The 16978-nt window shown below is 69.6% G+C and carries 13 protein-coding genes, 2 tRNA genes and 1 pseudogene; 12 read left to right on the forward strand and 4 right to left on the reverse strand.

The window, feature by feature from the left end; translation table 11 throughout:
• Together SALMUC_RS30730 and htpX are read left to right on the forward strand one after the other, a co-directional pair.
• Positions 1 to 1593: pseudogene (locus tag SALMUC_RS30730) on the forward strand (hypothetical protein); the annotation flags it as partial.
• A 121-nt stretch (positions 1594 to 1714) separates the two neighbouring features.
• Positions 1715 to 2611: a zinc metalloprotease HtpX gene (htpX, locus tag SALMUC_RS25050; protein ID WP_020042954.1), complete on the forward strand. Its 897-nt coding sequence runs from the start codon at positions 1715 to 1717 to the stop codon at positions 2609 to 2611.
• A gap of 146 nt (positions 2612 to 2757) precedes the next feature.
• Here htpX and SALMUC_RS25055 read toward each other — a convergent pair whose 3' ends face one another.
• Positions 2758 to 5115 (reverse strand): ATP-dependent helicase, encoded by a 2358-nt coding sequence (locus SALMUC_RS25055; RefSeq protein WP_020042953.1) that lies wholly within the window; start codon positions 5113 to 5115, stop codon positions 2758 to 2760.
• A gap of 257 nt (positions 5116 to 5372) precedes the next feature.
• Here SALMUC_RS25055 and SALMUC_RS25060 point away from each other — a divergent pair, with 257 nt between their 5' ends.
• From SALMUC_RS25060 to hisB, 5 genes are all read left to right on the forward strand, one after another.
• Positions 5373 to 8816, forward strand: a complete 3444-nt coding sequence (locus SALMUC_RS25060; protein WP_020042952.1) for a pyruvate carboxylase — start codon at positions 5373 to 5375, stop codon at positions 8814 to 8816.
• A 310-nt stretch (positions 8817 to 9126) separates the two neighbouring features.
• The gene (locus SALMUC_RS30165; RefSeq protein WP_020042951.1) at positions 9127 to 9303 is read left to right on the forward strand and encodes a hypothetical protein; all 177 of its coding nucleotides are present in this window, start codon (positions 9127 to 9129) and stop codon (positions 9301 to 9303) included.
• Between the two features lie 153 nt (positions 9304 to 9456).
• Positions 9457 to 9531, forward strand: a tRNA-Gly gene (locus SALMUC_RS25065).
• Positions 9532 to 9573: 42 nt separating this feature from the next.
• Positions 9574 to 9648, forward strand: a tRNA-Gly gene (locus SALMUC_RS25070).
• A 158-nt stretch (positions 9649 to 9806) separates the two neighbouring features.
• Positions 9807 to 10394, forward strand: a complete 588-nt coding sequence (hisB, locus tag SALMUC_RS25075; RefSeq protein ID WP_020042950.1) for an imidazoleglycerol-phosphate dehydratase HisB — start codon at positions 9807 to 9809, stop codon at positions 10392 to 10394.
• A 4-nt stretch (positions 10395 to 10398) separates the two neighbouring features.
• Here hisB and SALMUC_RS25080 read toward each other — a convergent pair whose 3' ends face one another.
• Positions 10399 to 11070 (reverse strand): Crp/Fnr family transcriptional regulator, encoded by a 672-nt coding sequence (locus SALMUC_RS25080; RefSeq protein WP_020042949.1) that lies wholly within the window; start codon positions 11068 to 11070, stop codon positions 10399 to 10401.
• Positions 11071 to 11694: 624 nt separating this feature from the next.
• Between SALMUC_RS25080 and hisH the strand changes: the two genes are divergently transcribed.
• From hisH to hisA, 3 genes are all read left to right on the forward strand, one after another.
• The gene (hisH, locus tag SALMUC_RS25085) at positions 11695 to 12330 is read left to right on the forward strand and encodes an imidazole glycerol phosphate synthase subunit HisH (protein WP_020042948.1); all 636 of its coding nucleotides are present in this window, start codon (positions 11695 to 11697) and stop codon (positions 12328 to 12330) included.
• Complete coding sequence (locus tag SALMUC_RS25090; protein WP_021120969.1) at positions 12327 to 12995, forward strand: Dph6-related ATP pyrophosphatase; 669 nt, start codon at positions 12327 to 12329, stop codon at positions 12993 to 12995. Before hisH ends, SALMUC_RS25090 begins: the two co-directional genes overlap by 4 nt.
• Positions 12996 to 13165: 170 nt before the next feature.
• Entirely contained in the window at positions 13166 to 13888 is a 723-nt protein-coding gene (hisA, locus tag SALMUC_RS25095; protein WP_020042946.1) for a 1-(5-phosphoribosyl)-5-[(5-phosphoribosylamino)methylideneamino]imidazole-4-carboxamide isomerase, read from the forward strand.
• Positions 13889 to 13898: 10 nt separating this feature from the next.
• Here hisA and SALMUC_RS25100 read toward each other — a convergent pair whose 3' ends face one another.
• On the reverse strand, positions 13899 to 15002 hold the full coding sequence (locus tag SALMUC_RS25100; RefSeq protein WP_020042945.1) for a THUMP domain-containing class I SAM-dependent RNA methyltransferase: 1104 nt from the start codon (positions 15000 to 15002) through the stop codon (positions 13899 to 13901).
• Positions 15003 to 15116: 114 nt separating this feature from the next.
• On the opposite strand from SALMUC_RS25100, the gene hisF reads away from it, so the two are divergent.
• Both hisF and SALMUC_RS25110 read left to right on the forward strand, forming a co-directional pair.
• Positions 15117 to 15875, forward strand: a complete 759-nt coding sequence (hisF, locus tag SALMUC_RS25105; RefSeq protein WP_020042944.1) for an imidazole glycerol phosphate synthase subunit HisF — start codon at positions 15117 to 15119, stop codon at positions 15873 to 15875.
• A 1-nt stretch (position 15876) separates the two neighbouring features.
• Positions 15877 to 16188 carry a phosphoribosyl-ATP diphosphatase gene (locus SALMUC_RS25110; RefSeq protein ID WP_020042943.1) on the forward strand — a complete coding sequence of 104 codons (312 nt, stop codon included), beginning with the start codon at positions 15877 to 15879 and terminating at the stop codon, positions 16186 to 16188.
• Between the two features lie 139 nt (positions 16189 to 16327).
• On the opposite strand, the gene SALMUC_RS25115 is transcribed toward SALMUC_RS25110, so the two are convergent.
• Entirely contained in the window at positions 16328 to 16795 is a 468-nt protein-coding gene (locus SALMUC_RS25115) for a CoA-binding protein (protein WP_020042942.1), read from the reverse strand.
• Positions 16796 to 16978 lie beyond the last annotated feature (183 nt).

The following is a 16978-nucleotide window of genomic DNA, read 5'->3' on the forward strand; positions in this document are numbered from 1 at the left end:
GCCCTTGCCGCCGCCGCGGTGCCGCCCGACGAAGCGCCCTTCCAGCCCAAGCCCGAGAGCCCCGCGCCCCAGGGCACCCAGCGCCGCAACCTGCTGCGCCGGAACGCGGCGGACTCCGCGCCGGCCGCCGCGGCAGCGGCAGGCCCGGACCCGGACGAGGAACGCCGCCGCATGACGGTCTTCGGCGCCCGGCAGGAGGCGCAGATCGGCGGCAAGCCGCGCTACCTCGGGCTGATGCTTACCGCCGGGCTGCTGCTCTTCCTCGCGGGCATGGCGGCCTGGGCCTCGGTCTTCCTCGACGACGGCATCGCGCGCTTCTTCGCTCCCGCGCCCCAGCGCGAAGCCGAGGTCGCCTCGGTCCCCGCCGAGGCGCCGCCCGAGGACGCCACCCCGACCGGGCAAAGCGCGCCTCCCACAGATGAGAACGAGGAGGACCTCGCGGCCCTCGAGACGCCCGAAAGCGCCAGCGACGCCGCGCCTGCCGCGACGCCCGATCTCGCCACGCCGGAGGAGGCCGCCGAGCCGCGCGCCCGCCCGCTTACCGACGAGCAGGCCGAGGCCACCTATGCCGCCACCGGAATCTGGCAACGCGCTCCCTCGGCCCCGCTCGAGCCGCCGGAAACCGGGACCGAGGACATCTACGTCGCCTCGATCGACCCCGACGTGCCCGAACTCGACGCCGTGGCCCTGCCCGCGGCGCCCGCGCAGCGCGGAGACATCGGCCCCGATCCCGTCCCGCTGCCGCCCGGTCCCGATGTCCGCTTCGACCTCGACGACCGCGGCCTCGTCCGCGCCACGCCAGAGGGAACCGTTTCGCCCGACGGCGTCCGCATCTTCGCCGGCCGCCCGCCGCAGGTCCCGCCGCAGCGCCCGGACACCTCCGGCAGCCCGACCACCTCCGACGAGGAAGGCGCCGCGGCCGCGCCCGATCCCGAGCAGGACGCGCTGCGCGAGTTCCGCCCGCGCACCCGGCCGGACGACCTCGTCGAACAGGCCGAGCGCGCGACGCTGCAGGGCAATTCGCTCGCCGAACTGGCCGAGATGCGCCCGGTGATGCGCCCGCCCAGCGCCCAGGAGATGGCGGCGGCCGAGGCAGAAGCCGAGGCCGCGGAAAACGCCGAAGCGCCTGACAGCACCGCCGAGCAGATCGCGGCCGTGGTCGCCGGCGGCCCGCTGACCGCCCCCGCGCCTCCCGAGGCGCCCGTCCCGAGCGGTACGGAACAGGCCGTCGGCCAGTCGGTGACCCCGATGCCGCGCCCCCGCGACATGTCGGCGATCGTCGACCGCGCCGAGGTGCAGACGGCCTCGGCGGCCCCTGTCCGCATCCAGCGCGGCCCCTCGGTGCCGCAGAACGCCAACGTCTCGCGCTCCGCCACCGTGCGGAACCAGATCGACCTGCGCCGGATCAGCCTGATCGGCATCTACGGCACAGCCTCCAGCCGCCGCGCGCTGGTGCGCCTGCCCTCGGGCCGCTACCAGAAGGTGCAGGTCGGCGACCGTGTCGACGGCGGCCGCGTCGCCGCCATCGGCGAGACAGAGCTGCGCTACACCAAGCGCGGCCGCAACCTCGTGCTCGAGATGCCGAGCGGCTGATCGCCGTGCCCCACGGCCCCGGCGTTGCAGCGGGCCGCACCCTCCCTATATCAGTTGCGCGCCCCGGGACGGCGCGAGATCAGGACACGCGCGTAGGCGGCGCGACAAGGAGAGGCAGCCGATGGGCTACGTAAAGACAGCCATGCTGATGGCGGCGATGACCGCGCTCTTCATGGGGCTGGGCTACCTGCTGGGCGGAAGTGGCGGCATGATCGTCGCGCTGGTCCTCGCGGGCGGCATGAATGCCGTCACCTGGTGGACCTCCGACCGGATGGTGCTGCGCATGCACAACGCCCATCCGCTCTCGCCGGGCGACCGCCACGGGCTGCACGCCATGGTCGCGGACCTCGCCCGCAACGCCGGACTGCCCACGCCGGCCGTCTACCTCATCGACACGCCGCAGCCCAATGCCTTCGCCACCGGCCGCAACCCCGGCAACGCCGCGGTGGCGGTGACCAGCGGCCTGCTGCAAAGCCTCTCGCGCGAGGAACTGGCCGGCGTCGTCGCCCACGAACTGGCGCATATCCGCAACCACGACACCGCCATCATGACGGTGACGGCCACCTTCGCCGGCGCGATCTCGATGCTGGCCAACTTCGCGCTCTTCTTCGGCGGCCGCGACGAGAACCGCCTCGGCCTCGTCGGCTCGCTCGCGATGATGATCCTTGCGCCCATGGCAGCCGCGCTGGTGCAGATGGCGATCAGCCGCACCCGCGAATACGCCGCCGACAAGGCCGGCGCCGAGATCTGCGGCGAACCGCTCTGGCTGGCCTCGGCGCTACTGCGCATCCAGAAGGGCGCGGCGGGCATCGACAACGACGCCGCCGAACGCAACCCGGCCACCGCGCACATGTTCATCATCAACCCGCTGCACGCGCACAAGCGCGACAGCCTCTTCGCGACTCACCCGGCGACCGAGAACCGCGTTGCCGCCCTGCGCGAACTGGCGGGCACCGCGCCCGACAGCCCGCACTCCACGCAGCGCAACCGCCGCGGCGCCAGCGGCCCCTGGGGCTGATCCGGCCCCGCGAGCATCTTCTGGCCCGAAATATCCCGGGGTGAATGCCGCGCCGCAGGCGGGGCAGAGGGGCAGCGCCCCTCGCGGCCGCGGGCCGCCAGCGGCGGCACGCGGCTCATCCTGTGCGCGCCGAAAGGCGCGCGCTGTCAGAAGGGCACGTCGTCCGCGGAATCCGCCGCCGTCACGAAGCGCGAGACGACCTTCTTCACGCCCGCCTTCTCGAAGTCGACCTCCAGCTTGTCGCCCTCGATGCCGGTGATGGCGCCGTAGCCGAACTTCTGGTGAAAGACCCGCTGGCCGGTCTCGAAGGCGCTCACCGCCTGGAGGTCGATGACCTGGTTCCGCGCTTCCTGCGGCTGGCGCACCGGGCGCTGGCCCGCGCGCGCCTGCATCCGCTTCCAGCCCGGCGAGTTGTAGACATTGGCATCGGCCGCGCGCTGATCGAGCCCCGAGCCGCCCGCCGGCCCCGCAGCCCCGTAGCCGCCGCCGTAGAGGCCCGGCGGCGTCAGCACCTCGACATGCGCCTCGGGCAACTCGTCGATGAAGCGCGAGGGCAGCGCCGACTGCCACTGGCCGAAGACCCGGCGATTTCCGGCAAAGGAAATCGTGCAGACCTGCTCGGCGCGGGTGATGCCCACGTAGGCCAGCCGCCGCTCCTCCTCGAGGCCCTTGAGCCCGCTCTCGTCCATCGAGCGCTGCGAGGGGAAGAGCCCGTCCTCCCAGCCCGGCAGGAAGACCGCCGGGAACTCCAGCCCCTTGGCCGCGTGCAGCGTCATGATCGAGACCTTCTCGCCGGCCTCCTCGGTCTCGTTGTCCATGATGAGCGAGACGTGCTCGAGGAAGCCCTGCAGGTTCTCGAAGCCCTCCAGCGCCTTGACCAGTTCTTTGAGGTTCTCGAGCCGGCCCGGCGCCTCGGGCGTCTTGTCGTTCTGCCACATGGCGGTATAGCCGCTCTCGTCGAGGATGATCTCGGCAAGCTCCATGTGGGTCATTCCGGGCGCGCCGACCATCCGGCCCCAGCGCGCGAGGTTCTCGCACAGCAGCCGCAGCTGGCCGCCGCCCTTGCCCTTGATGCGGTCCTCGTCGACGGCGATGGAGGCGCCCTGCAGCAGCGGGACGCCGAATTCGCGCGCGGTCTGCTGGATCACCTGCTGCGCCTTGTCCCCGAGGCCCCGCTTGGGCCGGTTGACCACGCGCTCGAAGGCGAGATCGTCCTCGGGCGAGACCACCAGCCGGAAATAGGCCATGGCATCGCGGATCTCCATCCGCTCGTAGAAGCGCGGGCCGCCGATCACGCGGTAGGGCAGACCGATGGTCAGGAAGCGGTCCTCGAAGGCGCGCATCTGGTGCGAGGCGCGCACGAGGATCGCCATGTCGTCGAGCGAGACCGGCTGCATCCCGCGCGTGCCCGACTGCATCGACTCGATCTCCTCGCCGATCCAGCGGGCCTCTTCCTCGCCGTCCCAGTGGCCGATGAGGCGCAGCTTCTCGCCGCCCTCGGCCTCGGTCCAGAGCTCCTTGCCCAGCCGCCCCTCGTTGCCGCGGATCACGCCCGAGGCGGCGGCGAGGATATGCGCGGTCGAGCGGTAGTTCTGTTCCAGCCGCACCACGTGGGCGCCCGGGAAGTCCTTCTCGAAGCGCAGGATGTTGCCCACCTCGGCGCCGCGCCAGCCGTAGATCGACTGGTCGTCGTCGCCCACGCAGCAGATGTTGCGATGCCCCTGCGCCAGCAGCCGCAGCCAGAGGTACTGGGCGACGTTGGTATCCTGGTACTCGTCCACGAGGATGTAGCGGAACCAGCGCTGGTACTGGGACAGCACGTCCTCGTGGGTCTGGAAGATCGTGACCACGTGCAGCAGCAGGTCGCCGAAGTCGCAGGCGTTCAGCTCGCGCAGGCGGGTCTGGTACTGCGCGTAAAGCTCGGTCCCGCGGTTGTTGAAAGCGCCCGCATCCGCCGCGGGCACCTTTTCCGGGGTCAGCGCGCGGTTCTTCCAGCCGTCGATGAGCGAGGCGAGCTGGCGCGCCGGCCAGCGCTTCTCGTCGATGTTGTTGGCCGCGATCACCTGCTTCATCAGGCGGATCTGGTCGTCGCTGTCGAGGATCGTGAAGTTCGACTTCAGCCCCGCCAGCTCGGCGTGGCGGCGCAGCAGCTTGACGCAGATCGCGTGGAAAGTGCCCAGCCAGGGCATCCCCTCGATCTGGTGGCCCAGCATGCGGCCCACGCGGTCCTTCATCTCGCGGGCGGCCTTGTTGGTGAAGGTCACCGAGAGGATCTCGTTCGGGCGCGCCTTGCCGGTCGACAGCAGGTGCACGATCCGCGAGGTCAGCGCCTTGGTCTTGCCGGTGCCGGCACCCGCCAGCATCAGGACCGGGCCGTCCAGCCGCTCGACCGCCTCGCGCTGCGCGGGGTTCAACTCGTCGAGATAGGGCGCGGGCCGCGCCGCCATGGCGCGGGCCGACAGCGAGGCCCCCTCGAAGGCATCCATGTCGTCGAAACTGCTCATGGCGTCAATCTAGCGTGCCGCGCCCGCGAGGAAAAGGCACGTTCCGACTTTGTTCTCCCCGATCCGGTCCCCGATCGCAGGTTTTCTTGCGTCGGGCCGGGCCCCGCCCGGCGGAGCGTTGCGGCGGCCGGGCTTTGCAAAGTGATTTCGCATTTGCATCAAATTTGCATAGTCCGCTTGCGCTGCATCGCGGCATGGCGTTCAATCCCGCAATTGGCCGGGGAGCCGGTCGACCACAGGACGGAGGAAGACCACGCATGCCCGAGTTTCAGAAGATCCTCATCGCAAACCGGGGCGAAATCGCGATCCGGATCATGCGTGCGGCCAACGAGATGGGAAAGAAGACGGTCGCCGTCTTCGCCGAGGAGGACAAGCTGGGCCTGCACCGCTTCAAGGCGGACGAGGCCTACCGTATCGGCGAGGGGCTGGGCCCCGTGCAGGCCTATCTTTCGATCCCCGAGATCATCCGCGTGGCCAAGGAATCGGGCGCCGACGCGATCCACCCGGGCTATGGCCTGCTCTCCGAGAACCCAGAATTCGTCGATGCCTGCGCCGAGGCCGGCATCACCTTCATCGGTCCGCGCGCCGAGACCATGCGCGCGCTCGGCGACAAGGCCAGCGCCCGGCGGGTCGCCATCGACGCCGGCGTGCCGGTCATTCCAGCGACCGAGGTTCTGGCCGACGACTTCGAGGCCATCGCCAAGGAGGCCGACGAGATCGGCTACCCGCTGATGCTCAAGGCCAGCTGGGGCGGCGGCGGCCGGGGCATGCGCCCGATCGAGGGGCCCAAGGAGCTCAAGGAGAAGATCCTCGAGGGCCGGCGCGAGGCCGAGGCGGCCTTCGGCAACGGCGAGGGCTACCTCGAGAAGATGATCCAGCGGGCCCGCCACGTCGAGGTGCAGATCCTCGGCGACAAGCAGGGCAACATCTATCACCTCTACGAGCGCGACTGCTCGGTCCAGCGCCGCAACCAGAAGGTCGTGGAGCGCGCGCCCGCACCCTATCTTTCCGAGGCGCAGCGCGAGGAGCTCTGCGAGCTGGGGCGCAAGATCTGCGCCCACGTGAACTACGAGTGCGCGGGCACGGTCGAGTTCCTGATGGATATGGACACCGGCCAGTTCTACTTCATCGAGGTCAACCCGCGCGTCCAGGTCGAGCACACCGTGACCGAAGAGGTCACCGGCATCGACATCGTGCAGGCGCAGATCATGATCGCCGAGGGAAAGAGCCTCGCCGAGGCGACCGGCAAGGCGTCGCAATACGACATCCGCCTGACCGGCCACGCGCTTCAGACCCGGATCACGACCGAGGATCCGACCAACAACTTCATCCCCGACTACGGTCGCATCACCGCCTACCGCTCGGCCACGGGCATGGGCATCCGGCTGGACGGCGGCACCGCCTATGCCGGCGGGGTCATCACGCGCTACTACGATTCGCTGCTGGTGAAGGTCACGGCCAAGGCCCCGACCCCCGAGGCCGCCATCCGGCGCATGGACCGCGCGCTGCGCGAGTTCCGCATCCGGGGCGTGAGCACGAACATCGAGTTCGTCATCAACCTGCTGCAGCACCCGACCTTCCTGACGAACCAGTATACCACCAAGTTCATCGACACGACGCCCGAACTCTTCGACTTCAAGAAGCGGCGCGACCGGGGCACCAAGGTGCTGACCTACATCGCAGACATCACGGTGAACCAGCACCCCGAGGTGGCCGGCCGGGTCCGTCCCGCCGCCGACCTCAAGCCCGCCAGGCCCCCGGCGCTGCGGGCCGACACGCCGCCCTCGGGCACGCGCACCCTGCTCGACGAGAAGGGCCCGCAGGCGGTGGCCGACTGGATGACCGAGCAGAAGCACCTGCTCATCACCGACACCACGATGCGTGACGGGCACCAGTCGCTGCTGGCGACGCGGATGCGCTCGATCGACATGATCCAGGTGGCCCCGGCCTATGCGGCAAACCTGTCCGGGCTCTTCAGCGTGGAATGCTGGGGTGGGGCGACCTTCGACGTGGCCTACCGCTTCCTGCAGGAATGCCCCTGGCAACGCCTGCGCGACATCCGCGCCCGGATGCCCAACATCATGACGCAGATGCTGCTGCGCGGCTCGAACGGCGTGGGCTACACCAACTATCCCGACAACGTGGTCGAGAGCTTCGTCAAGCAGGCCGCGGACTCGGGCGTCGACGTCTTCCGCGTCTTCGACAGCCTCAACTGGGTCGAGAACATGCGCGTCGCGATGGACGCCGTGCAGGACTCCGGCAAGATCTGCGAGGGCACGATCTGCTACACCGGCGACATCCTCGACCCCGACCGCGCGAAGTACGACCTGAAGTACTACGTCGCGATGGGCAAGGAGCTGAAGGCCGCCGGCGCGCACGTGCTGGGGCTCAAGGACATGGCGGGCCTGCTGAAGCCCTCTGCCGCCGCCCCGCTTGTCACCGCACTCAAGGAAGAGGTCGGCCTGCCGATCCACTTCCACACGCATGACACCTCGGGCGCCTCGATCGCGACGATCATGGAGGCCGCCCGCGCCGGGGTCGACGCGGTGGACGCGGCGATGGACGCGCTCTCGGGCAACACCTCGCAGCCGACGCTGGGCTCCATCGTCGAGGCGCTGCGCCACACCGAGCGGGACACGAAGCTGGACATCGGCGCGATCCGCGAGGTCTCGAACTACTGGGAGGCGGTGCGCGGCCAGTACGCGGCCTTCGAGAGCGGGATGCAGGCGCCCGCGTCCGAGGTCTACCTGCACGAGATGCCGGGCGGGCAGTTCACCAACCTCAAGGCGCAGGCCCGCTCGCTGGGGCTGGAAGAGCGCTGGCACGAGGTCGCCCAGACCTATGCCGACGTGAACAAGATGTTCGGCGACATCGTGAAGGTGACGCCCTCGTCCAAGGTGGTGGGCGACATGGCGCTGATGATGGTCAGCCAGGGCCTGACCCGCGCCGACGTCGAGGACCCGAAGAAGGACCTGAGCTTCCCCGACTCGGTCATCGACATGATGAGGGGCAACCTCGGCCAGCCGCCGGGCGGCTTCCCCGACGGGATCGTGAAGAAGGTGCTGAAGGGCGAGACGCCCAACACCGAGCGCCCCGGCGCACACCTGCCGCCGGCGGACATCGAGGCGCTTCGCAAGGAGCTGCAGGACGCCTTCCCCGACGAGGAGTTCGACGACGAGGACCTGAACGGCTACCTGATGTATCCCAAGGTCTTCAGCGACTACGTCGCGCGCCATGCCGAGTACGGCCCGGTGCGGGTGCTGCCGACCAAGGCCTTCTTCTACGGCATGGAGCCGGGCGAGGAGATGACCGCCGAGATCGACCCGGGCAAGACGCTCGAGATCCGGCTGGTGACCGTGGGCGAGACCCAGGACGACGGCGAGGTGCGCGTCTTCTTCGAGCTGAACGGCCAGCCGCGCGCGGTGCGCGTGCCCGACCGCAAGGCCAAGGCCGCGAGCGGCGCCAAGCCCAAGGCCGAGATCGGAAACAACAAGCACGTCGGCGCGCCGATGCCGGGCGTCGTGGCCTCGATCGCGGTTCAGCCGGGAACCGAGGTCAAGGAAGGCGACCTGCTGCTGACCATCGAGGCCATGAAGATGGAGACCGGCATGCACGCCGAGCGCGACGCGACCGTCAAGGCGGTGCACGTCCAGCCCGGCGGCCAGATCGACGCCAAGGACCTGCTGGTCGAATACGAGTGACGGCACGGGGGAAGGTAGCGCCCTCCCCTACCGGCCTGACAGGACATGAGACCCGGTCGCAGCCCTCGCGACCGGGTCATTTGTTGTCACCGGACGGGAGCGGGACATCGCGGCCCTGTCCGACGCCACGACCGAGACCGGATCGAACGGCAACGGCGGCCCGCGCTGCGACCACATCGAGCTGGCCTTTTCCGGCTTCACGAACGGCGAGACCTTTTCGTTCCGCAGCGACATCGACGCGGATAGCCGCAACACGAACGAGGACTTCCGGAATGTCCTGCTCAACAACGGCTCCGCCCCCGACTCGGTCGTGACGGCGACGTTCAGCGACGGGCAGAGCCTTGGCCTGACGCTGCCCGACGCGGCCACCTCCGCAAGCTACAACTACAGCGCAACGACGACGGCGGCGCCGCGGCCGGCCGGGGCGGCGCTCCTGCTGGGCGCGCTCGGCGGCCTCGCGCTGTTGCGCCGCCACCGCGCGGCCTGAGCGCCGCGATAGGCGCGGACCGGGGTGCGTGCCCCGGTCCGGTCCGCCGGAAACGCCGGGGGCCGGGCCGTCGAAAGTTTTCCCAGGATACCCCGAAATTTCCTCTTGCAGAGCGGCGCCGGACCTTCTAAATCGCCTCCACCCATCGGGGACGCGGGTGTAGCTCAGGGGTAGAGCATTACCTTGCCAAGGTAAGGGTCGTGAGTTCGAATCTCATCACCCGCTCCAGATGGACCTCCGGTTCGCCGGACACGAAAAACGAATGGCAGCGCGGGCGTAGCTCAGGGGTAGAGCATTACCTTGCCAAGGTAAGGGTCGTGAGTTCGAATCTCATCGCCCGCTCCATTCGGATCTTCCAGGACATCGACATATTTTCCGCCGAGCGGACCCATCCGGGCCCTTGCTGGGGCACTCCGGCCACGCCCCGGGCCCTCTCCGGTGCGCGCTCTTGGCGCGGGCGGCGGGGGCGCCTATAAGGCCCGCAAGCCAGTACAGGAGCCGCCATGCGCCGCGCCACGATCCATCGCCAGACCTCCGAGACCGAGATCGAGGTCACCGTCGATCTCGACGGCACCGGCAGCTACGACAACCGGACCGGCGTCGGCTTCTTCGACCACATGCTGGACCAGCTGTCGCGGCACTCGCTCATCGACATGACGGTGCGCGCCAAGGGCGACCTGCACATCGACGATCACCACACCGTCGAGGACACCGGCATCGCGCTGGGTCAGGCGCTGGTCGAGGCCCTGGGCGACAAGCGCGGCATCCGCCGCTACGGCGCCTGCCTGCTGCCGATGGACGACGCGCTGGTGCGCGCGGCGCTGGACCTGTCGGCCCGGCCCTACCTGGTCTGGAACGTGGAGTTCACGGCGCCCAGGATCGGCACCTTCGACACCGAGCTTGTGCGCGAGTTCTTCCAGGCGCTGGCGACCCACGGCGGCATCACCCTGCACGTCGACGCGCTGCACGGGCTGAACGCGCACCACGTCTCCGAGGCCGCCTTCAAGGCCGTGGCGCGCGCCCTGCGCGAGGCGGTGGAGCCCGACCCGCGCAAGTCCGACGCGATTCCCTCGACCAAGGGCGCGCTCTGAGCCTTCAGGCCTCCAGACCGCAGCAGCGCTCCAGCGCCCCGCGGTCGAGCAGGCGGATCCGGCCGCGATTCACGTCGAGGATGCCGGCCTCGCGCAGCTCTCCCAGCTTGCGATTGACCGTCTGCCGCGCACAGCCCACTGCCCCCGCGAGGTAGGCCTGGCTGATCCCGATCTCCCCGGTATCGACGGCAAGGAAATGGCTCAGGTAGATGCAGATCCGCTGATCGACCGAGTAGAACTGGTCAGCGGCCTTGAGACGATTCCCACGCTCCAGCCGGTCGTGGAGAATCGCCGCGAGGCTGGCCAGCAGCGGCGGCGCGAGCAGGTGCCGCACGAGCAGCTCGCCCGATCCGGCCAGAACCGTCGTGCCCGGCAGCGCCCAGCAGCTCGCCGCGCAGGGCAGCTTGGAGAGCGCCTCGACCTCGCCGACGACCTCGCCCGAGCCGGCGAAGTGCAGGATGCTCTGGTTGCCCTCGCTGTCGAGATAGGTGACCTCGATCCGCCCCTTCACGATGAGGTAGAGCGTATCGGTGGGCTCGCCCTGAGTGAGGACCGGGCTCCTGTCTCCAAAATGACGCAGATCGCATTCATCAAGAAATGCACGCCGGCCGGCCTCGTCGCTGCCCTCGAGCAGTGTGCAGGCCTCAAGGTACGGAAAAGCCTTGCTGTTCTTCATTCTCATCCCAAATTTTCGCGGCGGTTCCGCGTGTTTCCTGCACCGCGTCAAATGGCACGGGCGGGCCGGAAACCAAGGGCGTCCGGCCTGGCGAAAACAACCGCCGGTAGTGAGGCTTGCACAATTTTTTGGGGGAGGCCACCACAAGAAGACGCGGTCTTGCGAAAGCGCGCCTGACCGGGTCCCGATGGGCACGGCGAAGTGCCCAAGGCTGCGGAAACGATAGGCGCAGCCTTTGGAAAATCGAAAAAACGGCCGCCTTCCCGAGCGACACGACGCCGCTAGCGGGAAGGGTCGACCGTCGGAACTCATTACGCTTTGATTCACCAGCTTGGCGCGGCGAATCATCCCTGTGTCACACAACACGTGCCGCACTGATCCCGCGTCACTTCAAAAGGTGACGTATCCGGGCCGGATACGCTCCCGACACTCACGACACGATCACGCGGGGACGACATACCATTGACGAGTCGGTGGTATCATCCGTGCTGCGCCTGCAGTGTCGCGTAGGTGACGTTCAAGAGCATCAATGCGTTTTCATGGGCGACCGGCCCGTATTTGCCTCGCGGAAGGCAGTCGTGGCCAAGGCTTGACCCTGCGGCGAATCTCTTAATAAGGGGCGTCATGCTGACGGCGATCATCGACTACGAATCCGGGAACCTGCACTCGGCGGAAAAGGCCTTCCAGCGCATGGCGCGGGAGACCGATGCCGGCGAGGTCGTGGTCACCACCGACCCCGACACCGTGGCCCAGGCCGACCGCCTCGTGCTGCCCGGCGATGGTGCCTTTCCCTCCTGCGCGGCGGCACTGCGCCGCTCGGGCTGTTTCCAGGCGATGGTCGAGACGGTCGAGCAGCGCGGCCGCCCCTTCATGGGCATCTGCGTGGGCATGCAGCTCATGGCGCGCAAGGGCCACGAGTACGAGACCGTCGACGGCCTGAACTGGATCGACGGCGAGGTCGAGCGCATCGCCCCCGCCGACCCGGCGCTGAAGGTGCCGCACATGGGCTGGAACGACCTGGTGATCGACCGCGCGCACCCGGTGCTGGCCAACGTGGCGACCGGCGACCACGCCTATTTCGTGCATTCCTACCAGATGCGGATGACCGACCCGGCGCAGCGCATCGCCCACGTCGACTACGGCGGCGAGGTGACCGCCATCGTCGGGCGCGACACCATGATCGGGCTGCAGTTCCACCCCGAGAAGAGCGCCGCCACCGGGCTGCAGATGATCGCCAACTTCCTGACGTGGCGGCCATGAGCGCCCCGCGCGCGGTTCTCAGCTGGTCCTCGGGCAAGGATTGCGCCCACGCGCTGCACCTCTGCCGCCGCGACGGGATCGCCGAGATCGAGGCGCTGCTCACCACCGTCGACGAGAAGACCGGCTGCGTCGCCATGCACGGCACCCGCGTCGAGGTCCTGCGCGCGCAGGCGCGCGCGGCCGGGCTGCCGCTCATCGAGGTGCCCCTGCCCTGGCCCTGCAGCAACGCGGAGTACGAGGCGCGCATGGGCCGGGCGACCGCCGAGATCACGGCGCGCGGGATCGACCACATCGTCTTCGGTGATCTTTTCCTCGAGGACATCCGCGCCTACCGGGAGGCAACGCTGGAGGGCAGCGGCCTCACGCCGCTCTTTCCGCTCTGGGGCATCCCCACCGACCGGCTCGCGCGCGAGATGATGGCGACGGGCCTCGTCGCGCAGGTGGTGACCTGCGACCCCGCCCGGGTCGGCGAGGACACGGCCGGCCGCACCTGGGACGCCGCGCTGCTCGAGGCGCTGCCCGAGGGCATCGACCCCTGCGGCGAGAACGGCGAGTTCCACACCTGCGTCACCGCCAGCCCGGAATTCACGGAGCCCCTGCCCCATCGCATGGGCGAGACCATGCGGCGCGACGGCTTCGCCCATGCCGACCTCGTGCTCACGTGACACCGGCGCGGCTGCACCCCCGGCACAAGGGCCCCCGCCGCATCACGCCACCCCCGAGAGACTGTCATCCAGGTGACGCAACCCCCCGAATCCATTCAGGAATGACGCTCGACGCGATTGCATCGCGGGCGACGCCGTGAAAGGATAGACGCAACGTCAAGGACCGGACCATGATCCTCTACCCAGCCATCGACCTCAAGGACGGCAAGGCCGTCCGCCTCCTCCGGGGCGACATGGAGAAAGCCACCGTCTTCAACGACGATCCCGCCGCGCAGGCGCTGGAGTTCGTCGCCGCGGGCTGCGAGTGGCTGCACCTCGTGGACCTCAACGGCGCCTTCGCCGGCGAGCCGGTCAACGCCGCCGCGGTCGAGGCCATCCTGTCGCAGACCCAGACGCCCGCACAGCTGGGCGGCGGCATCCGCGACATGGCCACCATCGAGCGCTGGCTCGAGAAGGGCCTCGCCCGGGTGATCCTGGGCACCGTCGCGGTCGAGAATCCCGGCCTCGTGCGCGAGGCCGCCCGCGCCCACCCCGGCAAGATCGCCGTGGGGATCGACGCCCGCGACGGCCGCGTCGCGACCAAGGGCTGGGCCGAGGTCACCGACGTCGACGCCATCGAGCTCGCGAAAAGCTACGAGGACGCCGGTGTCGCCGCGATCATCTACACCGACATCAACCGCGACGGTGCGATGCAGGGCCCCAACATCGAGGCCACGGCGGCACTTGCCCGCGCGGTGACGATCCCTGTGATCGCCTCGGGCGGCGTCTCCTCGCTGAAGGACCTGCGCGCATTGCGCGACTGCGACGCACCGCTCAACGGCGCGATCTCGGGCCGCGCGCTCTACGACGGGGCGATCGACCTGAAAGAGGCGCTGAAGATGCTCAAGCGCTGAGACGCGGCGCTCAGGGCAGCGGGTCGGTGCGGTAGAGCCGCACCTTCAGCCCGCCGTGCGCCACCGGCGGCGGCGGCGGCAGGAAGGGCAGCCCGCAGGCCCGCGCCAGCCCCAGCTCCGAGGTCACCAGCCCCACACGCCAGCCCGAGAAGGCGCGCAGCTTCTCGCCCAGCGTGGCGTAGAGCCCGTAGAGCGGCGACTTCGCCCCGATGCGCCCGCCGTAGGGAGGGTTCACCATGACCAGCCCCGGCGGCCCCTCGGGCGGCACCAGCTCGGCCACCGCGCGGCAGGCAAAGCGCGTCCGCGCCGCCACCCCGGCGCGCCCCGCGTTGGCCTTGGCCATGCCCACCACCTTGGCGTCGCGGTCGAAGCCCCGGCAGAGATGCACCGGCCCCTCGGGCGCGATCTCGGCGCGCATCGCCTCCCAGGCGTCGGGGTCGAAGCCGGCCATCCGCTCGAAGGCAAAGGCCCGCCCGCGCCCGGGCGCCAGCCCGGCGGCGATCTCCGCCGCCTCGATCACGAAGCTGCCCGAGCCGCACATCGGGTCCAGCACCGGCTCGCTCCCGTCGTAGCCGCAGACCCGCAGGAACCCCGCCGCCAGCGTCTCGCGCAGGGGCGCCTTGCCGACGGCCTGCTTGTGGCCGCGCTTGTGCAGCGGCTCGCCCGAGGTATCGACGCTGAAGGTCACGAGGTTCTCCTCGATCCGCACAAGCAGCCGCAGGCCCCCCTCGCCGATGGGCGCGCCCAGCTCCTCGGCGATGGCCCGCTCGACCCGCTGCGCGGCGGCACCCGCGTGGTAGATCTTCGACTTGCGGCTCGTCGCCTCGACCTTCACCGGCACGTCCGGGCGCAGCACCGCCCCCCAGCCGAAGGCCCGCGCCCGCTTGTCGAGCTGCGCGAGATGCACCGCCGGAAAGCCGCCGATCCGCGCCAGCACCCGCGCCGCGATCCGCAGGCGCAGGTTCGCGCGCCAGACGTCGGGCCAGCTGCCGTCGAAGGCCACGCCGCCCGCCGCCACCCGCAGCGGCCCGAAGCCCGCCGCCTTGGCCTCGCCAGCCAGCGCGGGCTCAAGTCCCGGCGCGCAGGAGAGGAATATCTCGAAGGTCTCGCTCATCCCGTCCGCATAGCGCCGCGCGCGCCGGGGCGCGAGTCCCTCGCGTCAAGTTTCACCCAGGACCGCCCCCATGCGCCCCTTCCCTCGCCGCGATTTCCGCTCTATCAGGACGCCATGCTGAAGACGCGCATCATCCCCTGCCTCGACGTCGCCGACGGCCGCGTGGTCAAGGGCGTCAACTTCGTCGACCTGCGCGATGCGGGCGACCCGGTCGACGCCGCCCGCGCCTACGACGCCGCCGGCGCCGACGAGATCTGCTTTCTCGACATCCACGCCACGCACCAGAACCGCGGCACGATGTTCGACGTGGTCACCCGCACCGCTGAACAATGCTTCATCCCGCTCACGGTGGGCGGCGGCGTGCGCACGGTGGCCGATGTCCGCGCCCTCCTGCTCGCGGGCGCGGACAAGGTCAGCTTCAATTCCGCCGCCGTCGCCAATCCCGACGTGGTGGCCGAGGCCGCGGACCATTTCGGCAGCCAGTGCATCGTTGTCGCCATCGACGCGAAATCCGTGGCCGAGGACCGCTGGGAAATCTTCACCCACGGCGGCCGCAAGCCCACCGGCATCGACGCGGTGGAGTTCGCCCGCACCGTGGCCGCCAAGGGCGCCGGGGAGATCCTGCTCACCTCGATGGACCGTGACGGTACCAAGTCGGGCTTCAACGTCCCCCTCACCCGCGCCATCGCCGACGCGGTCGACATCCCCGTCATCGCCAGCGGCGGGGTCGGCACCCTCGACCACCTCGTCGAAGGCGTGACCGAGGGGCATGCAAGCGCCGTGCTCGCCGCCTCGATCTTCCACTTCGGCACCTTCTCCATCCAGCAGGCCAAGGCCCACATGGCCGAGGCCGGCATCCCCGTGAGGCTGTGACATGACCCTCGAAGAGCTCGACCGCATCGTCGCCGCCCGTGCCGAGGCCTCGCCCGACGAAAGCTGGACGGCGAAACTGCTCGCCAGGGGCCCGGAGAAGGCGGCCGAGAAATTCGGCGAGGAATCCGTCGAGGCCATCATCGAGGCGGTGAAGGGTGACCGCACCCGCCTCGCCTCCGAGGCCGCCGACGTGCTCTTCCACCTGCTCGTCATGCTGCGCGCCCGCGAGGTCCCGCTCGACGACGTCATGGCCGAGCTCGCCCGCCGTCAGGGCACCTCCGGCCTCGCCGAAAAGGCCGCCCGCAAGACCTGACGCTGCGCAAACCGCGCTTCTTCTTGTTCCAAATACGCAAACCCCGCCAGCGCCAAGGCCCGCGCGAAGCGGCAGCGCCCCCCACGGGACGGCGGGCGGGGCGATTTCGGCGCAGCCGAAGAGCGCCGGGCGGCGGCCCTCACAGCTTCGAGGAAATCACCCCGGTGTTGAAGCCGCCCATGCGCAGCTCGCCGTGCAGGCGCTGGTACTCGATCTTGGGACAGCGGTTCTGCACCACGTCGACCCCCCGCGCCTCGGCCTTCGCCGCCGCCTCCGCGTGTTCGACGCCGATCTGCATCCAGATCGTACGCAGCGCCGGCAGGCGCTCGAGCGCCTCGTCGACAATCTCCGGCACCGCCTCGGGGCGGCGGAAGATGTCGACCATGTCGACCTCCCCCGGCACCTCCGAGAGCCCCGCGCGCACCTCCTCGCCGAAAAGCCGCTTGCCCGCGTGGCCGGGGTTCACCGGGATCACGCGGAAGCCCTTCAGCGACAGGTAGCGCGCCACGTAGTAGCTCGGGCGCACCGGGTTCATCGACACGCCCACCACCGCGACGGTCTTCGTCTGGGCCAGAATCGTCCGCAGATGTTGATCGGAATAGCTCATGCCCGGCAACCTAGGCGCTTCGTGCACAAAGAAAAAGCGCCCATGGAAAACCATGGGCGCAAGTCACGGAACGAGGGACAGTGAAGGTCTCGCGGGAGTTCCGATCCCGCGATCCTGAGTAATAGATAGGCAGGAAAGCCACAGTTGGAAGGGCTCTCAAGAAAGCGTGAAGAAAAATCCTTG

It is taken from the genome of Salipiger mucosus DSM 16094 (assembly GCF_000442255.1).
Lineage (GTDB): Bacteria > Pseudomonadota > Alphaproteobacteria > Rhodobacterales > Rhodobacteraceae > Salipiger > Salipiger mucosus.